16 protein-coding genes are annotated in these 17,215 nt (G+C 43.6%); 4 read left to right on the forward strand and 12 right to left on the reverse strand.

The annotated features are described in order from the left end of the window. Positions 1-150 precede the first annotated feature (150 nt). Positions 151-984 (reverse strand): archaetidylserine decarboxylase, encoded by an 834-nt coding sequence (asd, locus tag RTS09_RS02600; RefSeq protein WP_065264347.1) that lies wholly within the window; start codon positions 982-984, stop codon positions 151-153. A gap of 151 nt (positions 985-1,135) precedes the next feature. Between asd and dtd the strand changes: the two genes are divergently transcribed. The 3 genes from dtd (at position 1,136) to phoR (ending at position 3,875) form a co-directional block, all read left to right on the forward strand. Then, positions 1,136-1,588 (forward strand): D-aminoacyl-tRNA deacylase, encoded by a 453-nt coding sequence (dtd, locus tag RTS09_RS02605; protein WP_312534074.1) that lies wholly within the window; start codon positions 1,136-1,138, stop codon positions 1,586-1,588. 190 nt (positions 1,589-1,778) lie between these two features. Further along, positions 1,779-2,477 carry a phosphate regulon transcriptional regulator PhoB gene (gene phoB / locus RTS09_RS02610; RefSeq protein ID WP_007115106.1) on the forward strand — a complete coding sequence of 233 codons (699 nt, stop codon included), beginning with the start codon at positions 1,779-1,781 and terminating at the stop codon, positions 2,475-2,477. Between the two features lie 90 nt (positions 2,478-2,567). Continuing rightward, positions 2,568-3,875, forward strand: coding sequence for a phosphate regulon sensor histidine kinase PhoR (gene phoR, locus RTS09_RS02615; protein WP_312534077.1), 1,308 nt, complete (start codon positions 2,568-2,570; stop codon positions 3,873-3,875). On the opposite strand, the gene RTS09_RS02620 is transcribed toward phoR, so the two are convergent. The 4 genes from RTS09_RS02620 to RTS09_RS02635 form a co-directional block, all read right to left on the reverse strand. Next, on the reverse strand, positions 3,856-5,262 hold the full coding sequence (locus tag RTS09_RS02620) for a D-amino acid dehydrogenase (protein ID WP_312534080.1): 1,407 nt from the start codon (positions 5,260-5,262) through the stop codon (positions 3,856-3,858). The genes phoR and RTS09_RS02620 overlap by 20 nt on opposite strands. A 92-nt stretch (positions 5,263-5,354) precedes the next feature. Then, complete coding sequence (mscL, locus tag RTS09_RS02625; RefSeq protein ID WP_036595296.1) at positions 5,355-5,786, reverse strand: large conductance mechanosensitive channel protein MscL; 432 nt, start codon at positions 5,784-5,786, stop codon at positions 5,355-5,357. A 193-nt stretch (positions 5,787-5,979) separates the two neighbouring features. Continuing rightward, positions 5,980-7,818, reverse strand: a complete 1,839-nt coding sequence (gene typA / locus RTS09_RS02630; RefSeq protein ID WP_036595294.1) for a translational GTPase TypA — start codon at positions 7,816-7,818, stop codon at positions 5,980-5,982. A gap of 166 nt (positions 7,819-7,984) precedes the next feature. Beyond that, on the reverse strand, positions 7,985-9,142 hold the full coding sequence (locus RTS09_RS02635; protein ID WP_312534082.1) for an OmpA family protein: 1,158 nt from the start codon (positions 9,140-9,142) through the stop codon (positions 7,985-7,987). A gap of 669 nt (positions 9,143-9,811) precedes the next feature. On the opposite strand from RTS09_RS02635, the gene RTS09_RS02640 reads away from it, so the two are divergent. After that, a complete protein-coding gene (locus tag RTS09_RS02640; protein ID WP_312534084.1) occupies positions 9,812-10,375 on the forward strand; it encodes a GspH/FimT family pseudopilin in 564 nt (187 codons plus the stop codon). A 3-nt stretch (positions 10,376-10,378) separates the two neighbouring features. Here the strand turns inward: RTS09_RS02640 and pdxJ are convergent, their stop codons facing one another. The 7 genes from pdxJ to lepA all read right to left on the reverse strand — a co-directional run bounded on the left by pdxJ (position 10,379) and on the right by lepA (position 17,200). Next, on the reverse strand, positions 10,379-11,128 hold the full coding sequence (gene pdxJ, locus RTS09_RS02645) for a pyridoxine 5'-phosphate synthase (RefSeq protein ID WP_312176325.1): 750 nt from the start codon (positions 11,126-11,128) through the stop codon (positions 10,379-10,381). Positions 11,129-11,167: 39 nt separating this feature from the next. After that, positions 11,168-11,923, reverse strand: a complete 756-nt coding sequence (gene recO / locus RTS09_RS02650) for a DNA repair protein RecO (protein WP_312534085.1) — start codon at positions 11,921-11,923, stop codon at positions 11,168-11,170. Between the two features lie 20 nt (positions 11,924-11,943). Then, positions 11,944-12,993 carry a GTPase Era gene (era, locus tag RTS09_RS02655; protein ID WP_224054614.1) on the reverse strand — a complete coding sequence of 350 codons (1,050 nt, stop codon included), beginning with the start codon at positions 12,991-12,993 and terminating at the stop codon, positions 11,944-11,946. A gap of 115 nt (positions 12,994-13,108) precedes the next feature. Further along, positions 13,109-13,894: a ribonuclease III gene (rnc, locus tag RTS09_RS02660; RefSeq protein WP_050324849.1), complete on the reverse strand. Its 786-nt coding sequence runs from the start codon at positions 13,892-13,894 to the stop codon at positions 13,109-13,111. An 86-nt stretch (positions 13,895-13,980) separates the two neighbouring features. Next, positions 13,981-14,373: a DUF4845 domain-containing protein gene (locus RTS09_RS02665; RefSeq protein ID WP_312534095.1), complete on the reverse strand. Its 393-nt coding sequence runs from the start codon at positions 14,371-14,373 to the stop codon at positions 13,981-13,983. A 107-nt stretch (positions 14,374-14,480) separates the two neighbouring features. Beyond that, positions 14,481-15,386 (reverse strand): signal peptidase I, encoded by a 906-nt coding sequence (gene lepB, locus RTS09_RS02670; protein WP_312534098.1) that lies wholly within the window; start codon positions 15,384-15,386, stop codon positions 14,481-14,483. An 8-nt stretch (positions 15,387-15,394) separates the two neighbouring features. Further along, positions 15,395-17,200, reverse strand: coding sequence for a translation elongation factor 4 (lepA, locus tag RTS09_RS02675; protein WP_076774812.1), 1,806 nt, complete (start codon positions 17,198-17,200; stop codon positions 15,395-15,397). Positions 17,201-17,215 lie beyond the last annotated feature (15 nt).

Below are 17,215 nucleotides of genomic sequence, written 5' to 3' on the forward strand. Positions count from 1 at the left end.
AAATCATAAGTCGGCTATTATAAACAAATTTTCCTAAAATATTTTTCGTTATCGTTTAGTTTATGTGAGCAATCAACCATGCAGATTGCGTAAAAGACCCAATAAAAAAGGCAGCCTTTGCTACCTTTATTTAGCGAATACCTTGACAGCTTACTGCAAAAAAGTACCTAGACGTTGACCCATTGTCACCGGCACTGAATTAGAAAGACCTGCGCCCCAAGCCATGCCCGCTGATTTTGGTAATACCACAATCGCCGTTGAGCCCAAATAAAACCGCCCAAGTTCATCGCCTTTTTTCAACGTCATGTGATGGGTTTGACGCTGCACGCGATCGCTACGTTTGATTTTGCCTGTAGCCACTGTTTCAATTCCTGCTACAATCATCGCCCCGACTAGCACAACGCAAGCTTTCCCAAATTCGGTATCAAACACACACACGCAGCGCTCGTTACGGGCAAACAAATCGGTAATGTTTTCAGCGGTCTCATTATTGACCGAGAATAGCTGTCCTGGCACATAGATGGTTTCTACCAAAGTACCGTCAAACGGCATATGCACGCGGTGATAATTGGTTGGTGCCAAATACACGGTGACAAAACTTCCCTCTTGCATGGCTTTGCCAAGTTCATAATCCGCGAGCAATTGCCCGACTTCATACGATTTGCCTTTAGCTTGCAGGATTTGGTCTTTATCGATTTGCCCCAATTGCGATATCATGCCATCTGCAGGACAGATCAGCGCATCTGGGTCATCATCAATCTTGCGCGCGCCATCTTTGAGCTCACGGGTAAAAAAATCATTAAAACTGTCATACTGAGAAAAACTACCGCGCGCATATTCCTCTAGCTTGATACCATACACCGAAGCGAAGGTACGAATAAAAGTTTTTTTCACCATCGGATGACGGCTTTGGGCAAGACGACCTGCGATTTCACTGATTTTTTGTTGTGGGACAAGCGATTGTAACGTCGTAAACAAGGTCATAAGTTACTCGAGATTGGCATTTTAAAGTTGGCTTATTATAATCAAATTCCCCCTTAGAATCACGGTATATTAAACACTGGGCTATGAGTTAAGCGACAAGCTAGCTTTTAAGTTAAGCCGCTTACGCTCAAACTGACGGATAGGAAAAATCATGAAAGCAGTACTACAACGGGTGAAATTTGCCAAAGTAGCAGTCAACCAAGCGCCTCACCCACAACAAATCGTCGGCGAGATTGCACACGGCGTACTTGTTTACCTTGGCCTTGGGCATGATGATACGCTCGCGGTGGGGCAAAAAATGATTGATAAAATCCTCACCTATCGCGTATTTGAAAATGAGCAAGGCAAAATGGATAAAAATGTGCAAGAGGTTAATGGCGGCTTACTGTTAGTGTCGCAGTTTACCCTCCTTGCCAATACCCAATCGGGTAGACGTCCTGATTTTAAGCCCGCGATGGCGCCCGACACTGCCAAAGCTTTGTTTGCGCAGATAGTAGCGTATGCCAAGACGCAATATGCAGCCGTGCAAACAGGCGAATTTGGCGCAGATATGCAAGTCAGCAGTTGCAACGATGGTCCGATAAATTTTATTTTTGAACTGTGATGCGACCCGTGTTAAGTACCAAAAATTGAGTCAAACGCCGAATTTTTTACAACACCACAAATAAAAGCTCTAAAAGCTTATCGTTGTCATTTTTCTGTCATATTCTGAAGTTGTAATATGGGCATTGTAATATTGTTGTCATAAAATTGTTTTGACAAACAGTTGTCTATTTTTATCGCTTGAGAAATTTATGAAAAATGAAACTATTTTGGTAGTGGAAGATGAGCCTGCCATTCGAGAAATGATCGTGACCACACTAGAGATGGCAGGATTTGATTGTTTGCAAGCCTCAGAAGTCTCTCAAGCACATCATTTGGTGGTCGATCATCGTCCCAACCTCATCTTATTAGATTGGATGCTACCCAATGGGCTATCAGGCATTGATTTATGCCGCCGCCTGAAAAAAGATGAAATGCTCTCTGAAATTCCTATCATCATGCTCACCGCCAAAGGCGAAGAAGACAACAAAGTTCAAGGACTTGACGCTGGGGCAGATGACTATATCACCAAGCCGTTTTCCACCCGTGAATTGGTTTCCCGTATCAAAGCGGTATTGCGCCGTAGTAGCGCATTGTCAGGCGAAAAACCCATTGATGTGGGCGGCTTGTCGCTAGACCCTGCCAGTCAGCGCGTGAGTGCCAATAACAAAGCGGTAGATATCGGACCGACAGAGTATCGGCTACTTGCTTTTTTTATGAGTCATCCCGAGCGGGCTTATACCCGTACCCAGCTACTCGATCAAGTTTGGGGTGGCAATGTGTACGTTGAAGATCGTACCATTGACGTGCATATCCGCCGCCTGCGTAAAGTGCTTGAGCCATTTGGGTTTGCGGACTATATCCAAACTGTACGTGGCACAGGCTATCGCTTTTCTAATAAAATCGACTAACAATAGTCTGATTAATCGCATTGAAATTTTTGCCAACTTATCCCAACTTCGCTATAGTAAGCTTTCTCAATGGATGCTAGAAAAATTAATATGTGGTCGAGCATTTTACCCGTGATGACAGTTGGGGTTGCCGGGCTGTTGATTGGCGGGCTATTAGGGTTTTGGGGTTGGGGACTGGCGATAGGGCTTTGCCTGTATCAGCTATATTTTTTATGGTCGATACAACGCTTTAAAGCATGGTATAACAAAAACCCCGATGAGCCGCCGCCTGCATTTGAGTCCAACCTTAGTGTCGTTGCCAGCAATATCTACCAAGTCAATCGCCAAGAGAAATTGGCGCATCAGCAAACCGTTTCGCTGGTGCAAAAAGTGCGCGACTCGCTAAGCGCATTGCAAGACTCGATTATTCTGATTGACAAAAATGACTGTATCGAATGGTGGAACAACTCTGCCGAGCGGCTTTTTCAATTTAAAGCGCCCGACCAAGGTCGCAATGTGTTGACCATTATTCGCAACCCGCTTTTTCATCAATATTATCACCACATTGAAGACTATCCAGATGGTGTGCGTATCCATAACCCGTCTAATATCGAGCGCTATGTGCAGTGCAAGATTACCAAATTTGGGCAAGAAAAATTACTGCTGATTTATGATGTCACCCGTTTTCAGCATTTAGAACAGATGCGAAAAGACTTTGTGGCAAATGTTTCGCATGAACTTCGCACGCCGCTTACCGTCATCATGGGGTATGTGGAGACTTTGAGTGAACAGCCTGATTTAGATCCGCGTATTGCTCGCGCGTTTACTCAGATGATGCAGCAAAGTCAGCGCATGAATAACATCATCAATGACTTACTGTTATTATCTCGACTAGAGAACGATGAAAAGCCCGCTGAGCCCAAAGACATTGATATTTCCAAAATGCTGATGCAATTGTTTGACGATGCGCAAATGTACAACAAGTCATACGACCATATGATTCATTTGCATATCGACAGCACGTTACATATTTTGGGTTATGAAGATTATCTGCGAAGTGCGCTCAGTAACCTGATTACCAATGCCATGAAATACACCCCCAAAGGTGGTGAGATTAGTATTAGCTGGCATGAGTGTGACGCGGGGGTATGTTTTAGCTTGACCGACAATGGCATTGGTATCGAGCAGCGCCATATTCAGCGCTTAACCGAGCGTTTTTATCGCGTGGACACGGGTCGAAGCCGTGACACAGGGGGTACTGGTTTGGGGCTAGCAATTGTTAAGCATGTCTTGTATCAGCATCATGCCACCTTGGATATCACCTCCACAGTTGGCAAAGGCTCGACCTTCACTGTGACCTTTCCAAAATCCGCCAGTATTCCAACCCAACCCCTTAACCCTACAAGCCCACAAAGTTAAAATTTACTTGTGGCTGGCGCCCTTGCATGATATCAGCCATCGCTTTTGCTGAGCCGTTCGAGTGCGTCCAGCCCAAAGTGCCATGTCCCGTGTTGAGATACAAATTATCAATACGTCCTTGGCGATTGACCGCGCGACCGATAATCGGCACATTTGACGGTGTCATCGGTCGCAGCCCTGTCCAATAATTCGGCTCGGTCAAATCTACCGCATCCCCAAACACTTCTGTCACTCGCCGCGTAATCGCTTGGCAACGAACGGGATTTAGTTCAAGGTTAAACCCGTTAAATTCAGCCGTTCCTGCTACTCGCAAGCGATCGCCTAAGCGCGAGTATACCAGCTTAAACTCATCATCAATCAAGCTCACATAAGGTGTCTCATCGGGTCGCAACACGGGGTACGTGGCTGAATAGCCTTTGGCAGGATAGATGGGTAGATTGATGCCCAACGCTTTGACTAAGGCAGGACTATAACTCCCTAACGCCAGTACATAAGCATCGGCGGACAGTATCTGTGACTGCGCTGGCAAAGCGGTATTATCTCTGCTATCAACGGATATTACTTCCACACCGTCAATGTGTTGGTTATGATAAATAAGTCGTTTGATGGCAGTATTAAATAAAAATGTTACCCCTTGCTGTTGACAAAGTGCGGCCAAGCGATGGGTGAATTTTTGCGCATCCCCTGATTCATCAAGTGCCGTATAAGTCGCCCCAACCAATTCTTTGCCAATACCAGTTAACGCAGGCTCTAATTCTATCGCTTTATCCACACTAATTACTTGCCGATCACAACCCAATTGCTGCATCCGCTTAGTGGGTGCTATCGCTGCTTGAAACTCCGCATGATCGGTATAAAAATGCATAATACCGCGTGTCAGACAGTCATAATCAATGCCCGTTTGCGCCCTGACTTCGCCGAGTACTTGCCAAGAGTATAATCCTAAATTGACCATCTGCACCAAATTAGCATCAGCACTTTTCGCATTGCACTGCTGCAAAAACTGCCAACCCCATCGCCACAGCGCCATATCAGGGGCTGTATCTTGTCCCGCGTTGCCCGATAAACCCAACAACCTATGCCAGCGAAACAACAATGGCGCATCTTCTCGCAATAACCATTTTAGCGCTTTATAGGGTGTATCAGGGTTTGCCCAAGGCGTGGCATGTGACACAGATATTTGCCCACCATTGGCAAACGATGTTGACAGTGCAGCGCTACTTTCACGCTCGATTACCGTTACCTCAAACCCTGCTTGTCGAAGCTGCCAAGCAGTGGTGACACCCACCACCCCTGCACCAAGCACGATTACCTGCTTTGTCATAACTTGCCTTACTGTCGTTAGCTGATGAATATGTATAGATAAAAAATGTAGATTGACTAGCAATCAATAAAAAGCCCCCAGTTATCATGGAGGCTTTTTTTCATTTATAAATAACATGGGCTGAAATTTTAATCTATCAGCTTTTTTACAAACCGTTATTTGCTTAATTTACTGCTGATTTCACGTAGCAATAGTACTTCTTCTGAAGGTTCTGGTGCAGCCGCTTCTTGCGCTTCGCTTTGACGGCGTAGGCGGTTCATGGCTTTCACCAACATAAATATGATAAATGCCAAAATAATAAAGTTGATTAAGATGGTGACAAAATTACCATAAGCGAACACAGGCACGCCAGCTTTTTTCAGTGCATCATACGTCATAGCGGTGCCTGCAGGTACATCACCTAATACCACGAACATATTGGTAAAGTCGATTCTGCCGCCCATAATCGCAGAGATAATCGGCATAATAATATCTTCTACCAACGACGTCGTGATTTTACCAAATGCGCCACCGATGATGACACCCACTGCCAAATCCATCACGTTACCTTTGAGGGCAAACTCTTTAAATTCTGACATCATACTCATATTACTTCTCCTACCTTCAAAATAGTTGCTACAATCGTTGACTAAAAAGCCCTTATCATCATAAGGAATTGTGTAAAATTTTAAACCTTTACTTTGCCAGTGTGTAGATTAAATTAAAAAAGCTCGTAACAGGTACAAGCTTTTTGTAAATAAATGTTAGGCTTTTTCAAAATTTTATAGCTTAAATCTGCTATTATTTACGACCGTTACGTTTACGCTCATTTTCAGTCAAGTATTTTTTGCGTAGACGAATTGATTTTGGTGTCACTTCAACCAGCTCATCATCTTCAATAAATTCAAGCGCTTGTTCAAGGGTAAAAATGATTGGCGGCGTTAAAATAATCGCATCATCGGTACCACTGGCACGCACGTTCGTCAACTGTTTTGCTTTGGTTGGATTGACTACCATGTCATCGCTACGTGAGTTTTGACCAACAATCATACCTTCATAGACTTCAGTTTGCGGTGATACAAACATACGACCACGTTCTTGAAGGTTAAATAGCGCATAGCCCAATACAGTACCATTCACCATAGAAATCAACACCCCATTTTGGCGTTTTGCCACATCGCCTGTTTTCACAGGACCATAATGTGAGAAACTTGAGGTCATGATACCAGTACCTGAGGTAATGGTTAAGAACTCAGAGCGAAAACCGATTAAACCACGTGACGGTACTACCGCTTCAATACGGATACGACCTTTGCCGTCAACTTCCATATTGGTCAATTCGCCTTTACGGTAGCCCATTTGCTCCATTACCGCACCTTGGTGCTGTTCTTCAACGTCAAAAATCACATTTTCAAACGGCTCTTGTTTCTCACCCTCGATTTCACGAACAATTACTTCTGGACGTGATACACCCAGTTCAAAACCTTCACGGCGCATATTCTCAATCAATACAGATAAGTGAAGTTCCCCACGACCTGAGACTTTAAATTTATCAGGACTGTCGGTATCTTCTACGCGAAGTGCCACGTTATGAATTAACTCACGTTCTAGACGCTCACGAATATTGCGTGACGTCACGAATTTACCTTCTTTACCCGCAAATGGTGAGTTGTTGACTTGGAAAGTCATCGATACGGTTGGCTCATCGACACTTAGCGGTGGTAAGGCTTCTACGTTTTGTGGATCACAGATAGTATCAGAAATATTTAACGCATCGATACCCGTGATACATACGATATCACCTGCCTGTGCCATAGGTACTTCGATACGGTCAAGACCATGGTAACCCATGATTTGTAAGATACGGCCGTTGCGTTTATTACCTTCTTTATCCACAATTGTTACAGGCGTATTGGTTTTAACTGACCCACGCTGAATACGACCGATACCAATCAAACCTTTGAAGTTATCATAATCAAGGCTTGAAATCTGCATACGGAATGGACCGTCCGTATCCACCTGTGGTGGCTCAACAACATTAACGATGGTTTCAAACAATGGCTGCATATCTTCTGCAAGCTCGTCAGGCGATAACCCTGCAATACCATTCATGGCAGAGGTATAAACGATGGGAAAATCTAGCTGCTCATCTGTCGCACCCAAATTATCAAACAAATCAAACACCTGATCCATGACCCAGTCTGGACGGGCGCTTGGTTTATCAATTTTATTAATCACCACGATTGGCTTTAAGCCACGGGCAAATGCTTTTGAGGTCACAAAACGGGTTTGTGGCATAGGACCATCAACGGCATCAACTAATAACAACACACAGTCAACCATCGACATCACCCGTTCAACTTCACCACCGAAGTCGGCGTGACCGGGGGTGTCGACGATGTTAATACGGTATTCAACGCCGTCTTTAGGATTGGTCCATTTGATCGCCGTGTTTTTGGCTAAAATGGTAATACCACGCTCTTGCTCTAATGCGTTAGAGTCCATGACGCGTTCAACTTCTGCGGCACGCTCACCAAAAGTACCTGATTGTTGTAACAGTTTATCGACTAGAGTAGTTTTACCATGGTCAACGTGGGCAATAATCGCAATATTGCGAAGATTTTTGATTGAATCTGACATAAAAAAATAGCTCTTGAAAATTCGGCTAGGAAGGAAAATTAAAACACGCGGTAGTATAACATCTTATCGTTAAAAATAGATTAAATTTATCTAAGTTGAGTTTATAGCTGATAATAAAAATAAAAAAAGCTACCAACGAGGGTAGCTTTTTTTATTTAATAACTAATTATTGTACGTTCATGTCTTTAGTTTGAACGGTTGTGCCAGAGTTGTTACCAGTGATGATAGCATATACACGACGGTTCATTGCACGGCCTTCAGCAGTGTTGTTGTCTGCGATTGGACGGTCATAACCGTAACCCACTGTGCTAATACGTTGTGGTGCAACACCAAACTGGTTAACTAACATTGATTTAACCGCATTTGCACGTGCTTCAGACAAACGTTGGTTGTAACGCGCAGATGGACCAGTTTTTGAAGCGTGACCTTCAATTGAAGCTGTTGAATTTGGATATTCATTCATTTTTTCAGCAACTTTTTGGATTTCTGGTTTGTACTGATCTTTGATGACAGTTTTGTCATTGTCAAAGAATACACGTAATTCCATACGTAATGCGTCATCAACTGGGATTTCACGTGGGCAACCGTCAGCATCTACAACAACATTTAATGGAGTGCCTGGGCATTTGTCAACGCTATTTAATACGCCATCTTGGTCGTCATCACCATCAGTCACAACGATTGGTTCAACAGGGATAGGCTCAACTACTGGCGCTGCTGGGGCCAAGTGACCACCTAGAACCACGTTAAGACCTGCTAATGCTAGACCTTCCCACCAATCGTTATCGAAGTTATAAATCGCACGACCTTCACCACGTAAGCTTAATGCGTCATTGATGCGGTAGTAAGCACCAAGACCTAAGTTACCAATTGTGTCTTTAGAAGTTGCTTTGCTGCCATCATCAAATGCCATTGAGGTTTTTGATTGACCTGCACCGATTAACACATATGGCTTAAATGGGCTGTTAGTATAGCCACTAAAGGTTTCAGTACCGATAGTAAAGTTACCTGAGTATGATTTTTGTTCAAAATCATGTCCGTTAACTTTATCGCCGTTGCCATTTAATGCATCAGAATCAGTTTCACCGTACTCTAATTCAAGTGCGATAGTAGGTGTCAATTCGATACCAATACCTGCACCAGTGTACAAGTCGTTATCTTGGTGAGTACCTGCGAATTGTTCGCCTTGTTTGTCTTCAGTTTTGCTGATACCGTCTACATAATGATAACCTAATAGTAAAGGTGTAACAGTAACGCCTGCGTTAGCGGCTACTGGCATAACAGCTGCAGCAACAACTGCTAGAGCGATTTTATTTAGCTTCATAGAATTCCTCCAAAGGATTGGCTCATTTTAAATTAAAATAACCTGACAGTTAATTCACAAAATAACACATCAAAACACATGCAATTTATGAACTTGTTAAATATAGCTTAACGCCTAAAAATTGTGTTTACAACTCTTTTTTTTACATTGCTACACAATATTACACGAACATCACAATATGTTATATTTTTATTTTTTAGTAGCTAAGCTAATCACTTTCGCCCGATACTAAAAATTCAACAACCATCATGATTCGACATTACACATCAGAACTATACACTTATCTTGAGAAGGATTTTAATACAGTCTATTTAAATTTACCATATCTTAAATTCATACTGTCACTAAATGATACATTCTAGTGACATTCATTTACTTAATGTGTGAGTGATACATTTGCCATACCACTAAAACAGTTTCGTCTAGATAATGGCTTAACATTAATAACATCGTATAGATGATTTAACATGTAAACCCATCAATCGGTTTTGAAGACTTCAGCAGGTCAGACAGTACCAGTCTTTTGGTCGCTTTTATTAGCGTTATAACCAGCTAATCCTATCTTTTATATCAATATTTGTTTGTTAATTTATCAAAACTCTCTATAATAATGAACTAAAATCGTTTATTGTGTTATTCCATCATGATCTAGCCGGTAGCTCTAATAGCATGAATGATTCGAAATCCAATGTGTTCTCAACAAAAAGACAGGGGTTTACTTTGATTGAAACAGTTGTCGTTGTGGCTGTTTTATCTATCATCGTAGCGATGGCTTCGATTACTATTACCAACAGCTTAAAGCAAATGGAAGCAAAAAGCACCGCTTCAAGCTTAATGAATTTTTTAAGCAGCGCAAAACAAGAGGCGTTGATTTATCAAAACCCTGTGATAGCCTGTGTCGCTAATGATAACTTGGCTTGCGTGACAACTGGCGGTCATCAGCTGATTAGCTTTATCGATAAAAATAACAATAACAGCTATGAGGCAACGGTAGACAAACTCAATCATCAGCTTACGTTAGATTTGTCCTGGGGGGTGCTGACGGCAAATATCTCGTTGAATAACAACTATATTATTTTTAAGCCAGAAAACGCTAGACCCATTGGTTATATGGGTAATATTCAATACTGCCCTTTAGATGGTAAGGTCGATAATCGACTAAAGGTAAGTTTCAGTAAAACAGGCATTATTAAATATAAGCCCTACTCAGTTGAACAATTTAATTGCCCCTAATAGCTAGGCTTTTGCTGTAAATGCTTTTCTCATTGCGCTCACCGCTTCGCTAAGTCCCATAAACACACTGTCTGCAATAATGGCATGACCGATGTTTAGTTCATGGATGCCACCCATATTAGCAATGGGTGCAACGTTGTCACGGGTAAGACCGTGCCCTGCATTGACCAGTAAACTTGCTTTTGACTCGTGGGCATGAGTCACGGCTGTTTTGATACGGTTGATTTCATGGTTAATTTTAACTTGGTCATGTTGCAAACAATAGTCAGCATAGGCGCCCGTGTGTAGTTCAATGGCATCTGCCCCGAGCGCAATGCTTTTATCAATTTGCGCCAACTCTGGATCAATGAATAGTGACACTTGAGTGCCGACCTGATGTAACTGTTGAATCGCACTGGCTATTTTGTGCTGATTGCCAATCACATCAAGCCCGCCTTCGGTGGTCAGTTCTTGGCGTTTTTCAGGGACGAAGCACACCCAAGCTGGCTTAACATCACAGGCTATCGCAACCATCTCGTCAGTGACTGCCATTTCAAGGTTCATACGAGTGGTTATGACTTTGGCAAGTCGATAAACATCATCATCTTGAATGTGACGACGATCTTCACGCAAATGCAGCGTGATACCATCCGCCCCTGCCTGCTCACAAATTAATGCCCCTGCCACAGGATCGGGATACGCCACGCCGCGCGCTTGACGCAGGGTAGCAATGTGGTCGATATTGACACCGAGTAAGGGTTGATTGCTGGTCATGACGTTCCCTATTTTGTCTATTATTGATACTGAGTAAGCTTATTGATATTGGGTAAGCTGCTGCCAAAGTTCTCGGCTTTGCAGGGTTTGATAATTGAGTAAATTATCTATCAAATGGCGGTGCATGGCACTGATGCTATTGACCAATTGTTTGGCTAAATCAAAATCTTGTTGCATCATTTGGTTAAAGCTAGCTTCATCTTGCAAACATTGATACCAAGTTAGCAGCTGCTCACCTGTTAATGATATGTCGGGTTTATCCAAGGGTAAAACTGGCATAAATCCTTGCTGTAGTTGGTATTGATAACGCTGCGATGAGACTATTAAATCCCCTAACGCATCTTTAGCAAAATCGAACCCATAGCCTAATTGTTCAAACAATACATTTTCAAAGCGTCTTAAATACCACTTTAAACGGGTCATATCATATGGCGATTGCGCTGGGTCGACAAACAGCGTTGCCATGTTTGCAACGCACTGCTGGTATGCTTGCCATATCTCAGCAAACGGCTCTTCAACAGGCAATAGTTTTTGCAAAATTTCATTGAGATACATGCCTGCATACAGGCTTTGTCCGGTGAGGATAATGTGATTTTGCAAAATCTGGCTTTGACTAAAGGTTTTTAGGCTATTTTTACCATTGCCAAAAAATTGTATGGGGATAAATAGCGGTAAGTTTTTTTTACCGATACCATGTACTACGCCCCATTCTTCACTAAACAGGTAAACCAAACTACGGCTTTCACCATACGGCTTTTGGTGCAAAATATAACCTGTTAGCAGTTGATTGCGCATAGTAGCCTTTAGCCTATAACCTAGTAGCCCAAGCTCGTTAGCGCACGCTCATCATCTGACCAGCCTTTTTTGACTTTGACCCACAGCGTCAGCATCACTTTTTTATCAAACATTTTTTCCATATCTTGGCGCGCTTCGATGCCGATTTGTTTGATTTTTTCGCCTTTATCACCGATGACAATCACCTTTTGACCCTGACGCTCGACAAAAATCGTGGCATCGATAAAGGTCACAGCTTTACGCCATTTGCCTGTTTTTGGGTCTTGATGCGCGGGCTCATCCTTGAAGGTATCAATTTGCACCGTTAAATCGTAAGGAATCTCATCGCCCGATGCCCGCATCACTTTTTCACGAATGATTTCACTGGCTAAAAAGCGTTCTGAACGGTCAGTAACTTGTTCTGCATCATAGATTGGCGCTGCAATCGGTAAATGCTTACCGATGACTCGTACTAGCTCATCTAAGTTGTGCGCCCGTAACGCAGATACGGGCACGATATCGCTAAATACTTGGGTATCATGCAGTTTTTGTAGTAGCGCGAACAGCTGAGCTTCATCCTTAATGGTGTCGCTTTTATTAATCACTGCAATCACAGGAACACCCAAATTTTGCACTTTGGCAAACACCAGCTCATCATCTTCTACCCACTTTAGGCTATCAATCACAAACAATACCGCATCAACGTCTGCCAAAGCCGAAGTTGCGGCTTTATTCATACGCTCGTTGATGGCGCGCACTTCGCGGCTATGGATACCTGGGGTGTCAACAAAAATCGCTTGTAATTGCTCGTTGGTCAAAATTCCCATAATGCGATGGCGGGTGGTTTGGGGTTTTCGCGAGGTAATCGACAATTTTTGACCCAACACATGATTCATTAACGTTGATTTACCCACGTTTGGACGTCCGACAATGGCTACATATCCCGTGCGAAAATCCACCGCACGCGCGGGTGCTGATTCGCTTTGCCCACTGAAAAATTGACTGATAACATCATGGTTGTTGTCCGCTGATGGAATATCGACAGCTGGGTCAGTGGTGGTTTGTTGGGTAGCGTCTGCTTGGTTAGACATAAAGTGGGATCTCAACATTGGTTTAAAGGGTACAAATTATTGTAGAAGAGTTTTGAGCAAATTTCAGTAAGCATTTCATCAAATTTGGGTGTTGACAGTATAGCAGGTCGGCAAATTAGCGCAGCGGGGGTAACAAATCACTGATTTTAGTCAGCATGGCTTCGGCGCAGCGCTGCTCGGCAATACGGCGACTTTCCCCTTGTGCTGTGACTAAAGCTTGGGTTGGCGCTATGGGTTTGGCGGTTTTATTGTCAAAAATAATTTCGACTTGGCAGCTGACCACAAAAATTTGATTGGGGGCATTGCCAATGGTTTCGGTCACTTCATAGCGTGGCAGCGCAAGTTGGTGTGCTTGCAACAGCTCTTGTAAACGGCTTTTGGCATCTTTTAGCACTTTTTGTTCTTTCACTTTTTCGAACAAATCTTCAAACCACGCCAGTACACAAGCTTTAACCGTGTCAAAATTTTGGCTATCAAGATAAATAGCGCCAATCAAGGCTTCAACGCTATCTGCCAAGATTGAGGCGCGTTGACGACCACCGCCTTTACGCTCGCCCACCCCTAAAATCAAGTAATCTGATAAATTGAGCTGCTTTGCAATAATTACCAAGGTCTCTTCGCGCACAAGCGATGCACGTAAGCGACTGAGCCGACCTTCATTATAGTCGGGATAGCGCAAAAATAAGGCTTCTGCGATGATCACACCGAGCAATGCATCTCCCAAGAACTCTAATCGCTCATAATTGTGTTCGCTATCAAATGAGCGATGCATGAGTGCCATAATGGGTAAATTCACATTATCAAACTGATAACCCATTTGATAAAAAAGCGCGGTTAATTGACGCACTTGTGGCGGTAGTTTTTTGAGATTAAAGGTGGGGATAGTGATTGGTAAATTCATCTGCTTCAAATTGTTAGAAAAGTATTCGCCAGTGAAATCATCACATGGCTATCACTTACTTAAGATTGGGGCTACAAATTCAATAACTATTGCTTGGCGACTTTGGCATCTTCTGCGCTAATGGTATCTTCAAAGCGATTGACGATATCGACGTTACCAAAAAAGTTGTTTGCTTCATCGTATTTTAATTTCACTGACATCTCACCTGGCGTATTATCCACCACTTCCACGACGTCCTCTGCCTTTTGGCTGAGACCGTTGATATGCCATTGGGAATTGACATTACCTAAAAACTCTTTGACACTTTCTTTATTGTCATTGGACTTTTTGAGTTCAAAAGCCAACGATTTTTTGAGTTGGTAGTGACCGACTTGGGCAGGGATAATAGCTAAACCGAGTTTGGCACACACGACGATGAGTACAATCATAATCACGATACCCGTGACGCTGGCGCCGCGCTGATGACTTGGTAGGTTCATGCCGTATTCTCCTTTTATCATCGCTCAAGATAGGTTAATGTAAGCTTTAGTTAATTAAATATTCTCAACAACAAAGGCTTTGATATCCAATTTTTTAAAGCAAGCGGTTAGTGTATTGCGCCATTGCGATTAAAGGTGGGTAGACTTAATCCACTGGCTTTGTGCGTCCACACATACACGGCTTTACCCGCTAGGTTCTCATCAGGTACAAACCCCCAAAAACGACCATCAGCACTGCGATCACGGTTATCGCCCATCACAAAATAGTGTCCTTTAGGCACTGTTAGTTGCCATTGTTGACCTTGGCTTGCCATCAATTGAGGTGACGCTTGCTGCAAAAAGCTGGCATATTGAAACCAATTCTTGTCACCCAAATAGCGCACCAAATGTTGATGATTACTGCTGGGCGATTCTTGCACATACTGGGCTGTTTGTTCTTCTTGATTGCCCAGTTGCGCTGCTTGCTCAGCTGTCATAAGCTCACCGGTCTCAGTTTTCCCTGGCGGATATAGCTGCGCTGTCATCTTAGGGTCGGGGGTAAAGTTGGCAGGCGTGGTCGCAATCGCTTTGCCATTGACGCTTAACTGCCCGTTGTTAAAGCTCACCGTATCCCCACCCACGCCAATCACCCGCTTGATATAATAAATTTTTGGGTTTTCAGGATAGCGAAATACCACCACATCACCATGCTGTGGCGCGCCCAAATCAAGCACCTTGGTATTCACCAGTGGCAAGCGTATACCATACGCGTATTTGTTGACCGCAATAAAGTCACCCGTATAAAGGGTGGGCACCATCGACGATGAGGGGATATTAAACGGCTCAATCAAAAACGAGCGCACTACGAGCACAATCGCTAAAATCGGGAAAAAATCATACGCCCATCGCACCGGCGCAGTCGATTTCTCCAATCCTTTGCTTTGCTTTTGCTTTAGCACCAATTTATCCAGTAGCCAAATAGCGCCCAAAATCAAGGTCGCAGGAACAAGAATCAAATTAAAATCAAAATCCATACTTGCCTCTACGACTGATTATCCACTTTTAATACCGCCAAAAACGCTTCTTGTGGAATCTCGACACGCCCCACTTGCTTCATGCGTTTTTTACCTTCTTTTTGCTTTGACAGTAGTTTTTTCTTACGTGACACGTCACCACCATAACATTTGGCAAGTACGTCTTTACGCATGGCTTTGACAGTACTACGGGCAATGATTTGGCTACCAATCGCCGCTTGAATTGCTACGTCAAACATTTGACGCGGAATCAATTCTTTCATTTTTTCAACCAACTGATTACCGCGATAGCGCGCTTGCTCAGCATGACAAATCATCGCCAATGCATCAACTTTTTCGCCATTAATGAGTACATCCACCCGCACCAGTTTATCTGTTTCAAAGCGCTCAAAGCCGTAATCAAGTGACGCAAAGCCACGTGACACCGATTTTAGACGGTCAAAAAAGTCCATGACCACTTCACCCATCGGAATATCAAAGGTCAACTGCACTTGCTGTCCCATAAACTTCATATCAACTTGGATACCACGACGCTCTATACATAATGTCATCACGTTACCCAGATAATCGGGTGGTACCAAAATGTGACAGCGCGCAATCGGCTCACGAAACTCATCAATTAGACCTGGGTCAGGCATTTTTGATGGGTTATCGATTTGGATAATCTCACCACTCCGTTTTTTGATTTCGTAGATAACGGTCGGGGCGGTGGTAATCAAATCTAAATCGTATTCACGCTCAAGACGTTCTTGGATGATTTCCATATGCAGCATCCCCAAGAAACCACAGCGAAAACCAAACCCAAGGGCATCAGAGGTATCAGGCTCAAAAAACAACGCAGCGTCATTGACTTGCAGTTTTTGTAGCGCTTCACGAAATGCCTCAAAGTCACTCGAATCAACAGGGAACATACCGGCATAGACTTGTGGCTTGACCTTTTTAAACCCTGGTATGCTATCTACATCTGGGGTTTTGGCAAGGGTAATGGTATCGCCCACAGGCGCGCCGCCAATGTCTTTGATACCGGCAATCACAAAACCCACTTCGCCGGCTTCCAAGATATTGGTCTCAAACGATTTTGGGGTAAATACCCCAATTGACGTCACAATATGCGTGCCTTTGGTGGATTTGATATGGATTTTATCGTCTTTTTTGAGCGTGCCTTGACGCACACGTACCAGTGACACAACCCCAAGATAATTGTCAAACCATGAGTCAATAATTAACGCTTGCAAAGGCGCATCACGGTCGCCTTCAGGCGCGGGAATACGCTCAACAATCGCTTGTAGCAAATCATCCACGCCCACCCCTGTCTTGGCAGACACGCGCGGTGCATCCATCGCTTCAATCCCGATAATGTCTTCGATTTCTTGAATCACACGCTCAGGATCCACTTGCGGTAAGTCAATCTTGTTGAGTACCGGTAATACTTCAAGACCTTGCTCAATTGCGGTATAACAGTTGGCAACCGACTGCGCTTCTACGCCTTGCGCGGCATCAACCACCAGCAAAGCGCCTTCACAAGCCGCCAGTGAACGCGACACTTCATACGAAAAATCAACGTGCCCTGGGGTATCAATAAAGTTAAATTGGTATTTGTCACCGTTTGGGTGGTTATAATACAGTGTGACAGATTGGGCTTTAATGGTAATACCGCGCTCGCGCTCAATATCCATCGAGTCAAGTACTTGCGCCTGCATTTCACGTGCTTGTAGACCACCACACATTTGGATAATGCGGTCGGCAAGCGTGGATTTACCGTGGTCGATATGGGCAATAATAGAAAAATTACGAATATGAGATAAGGCGGTCACAATTACCTACTAACA

This window comes from Moraxella sp. CTOTU47618 (assembly GCF_032017425.1).
GTDB lineage: Bacteria > Pseudomonadota > Gammaproteobacteria > Pseudomonadales > Moraxellaceae > Faucicola > Faucicola tetraodonis.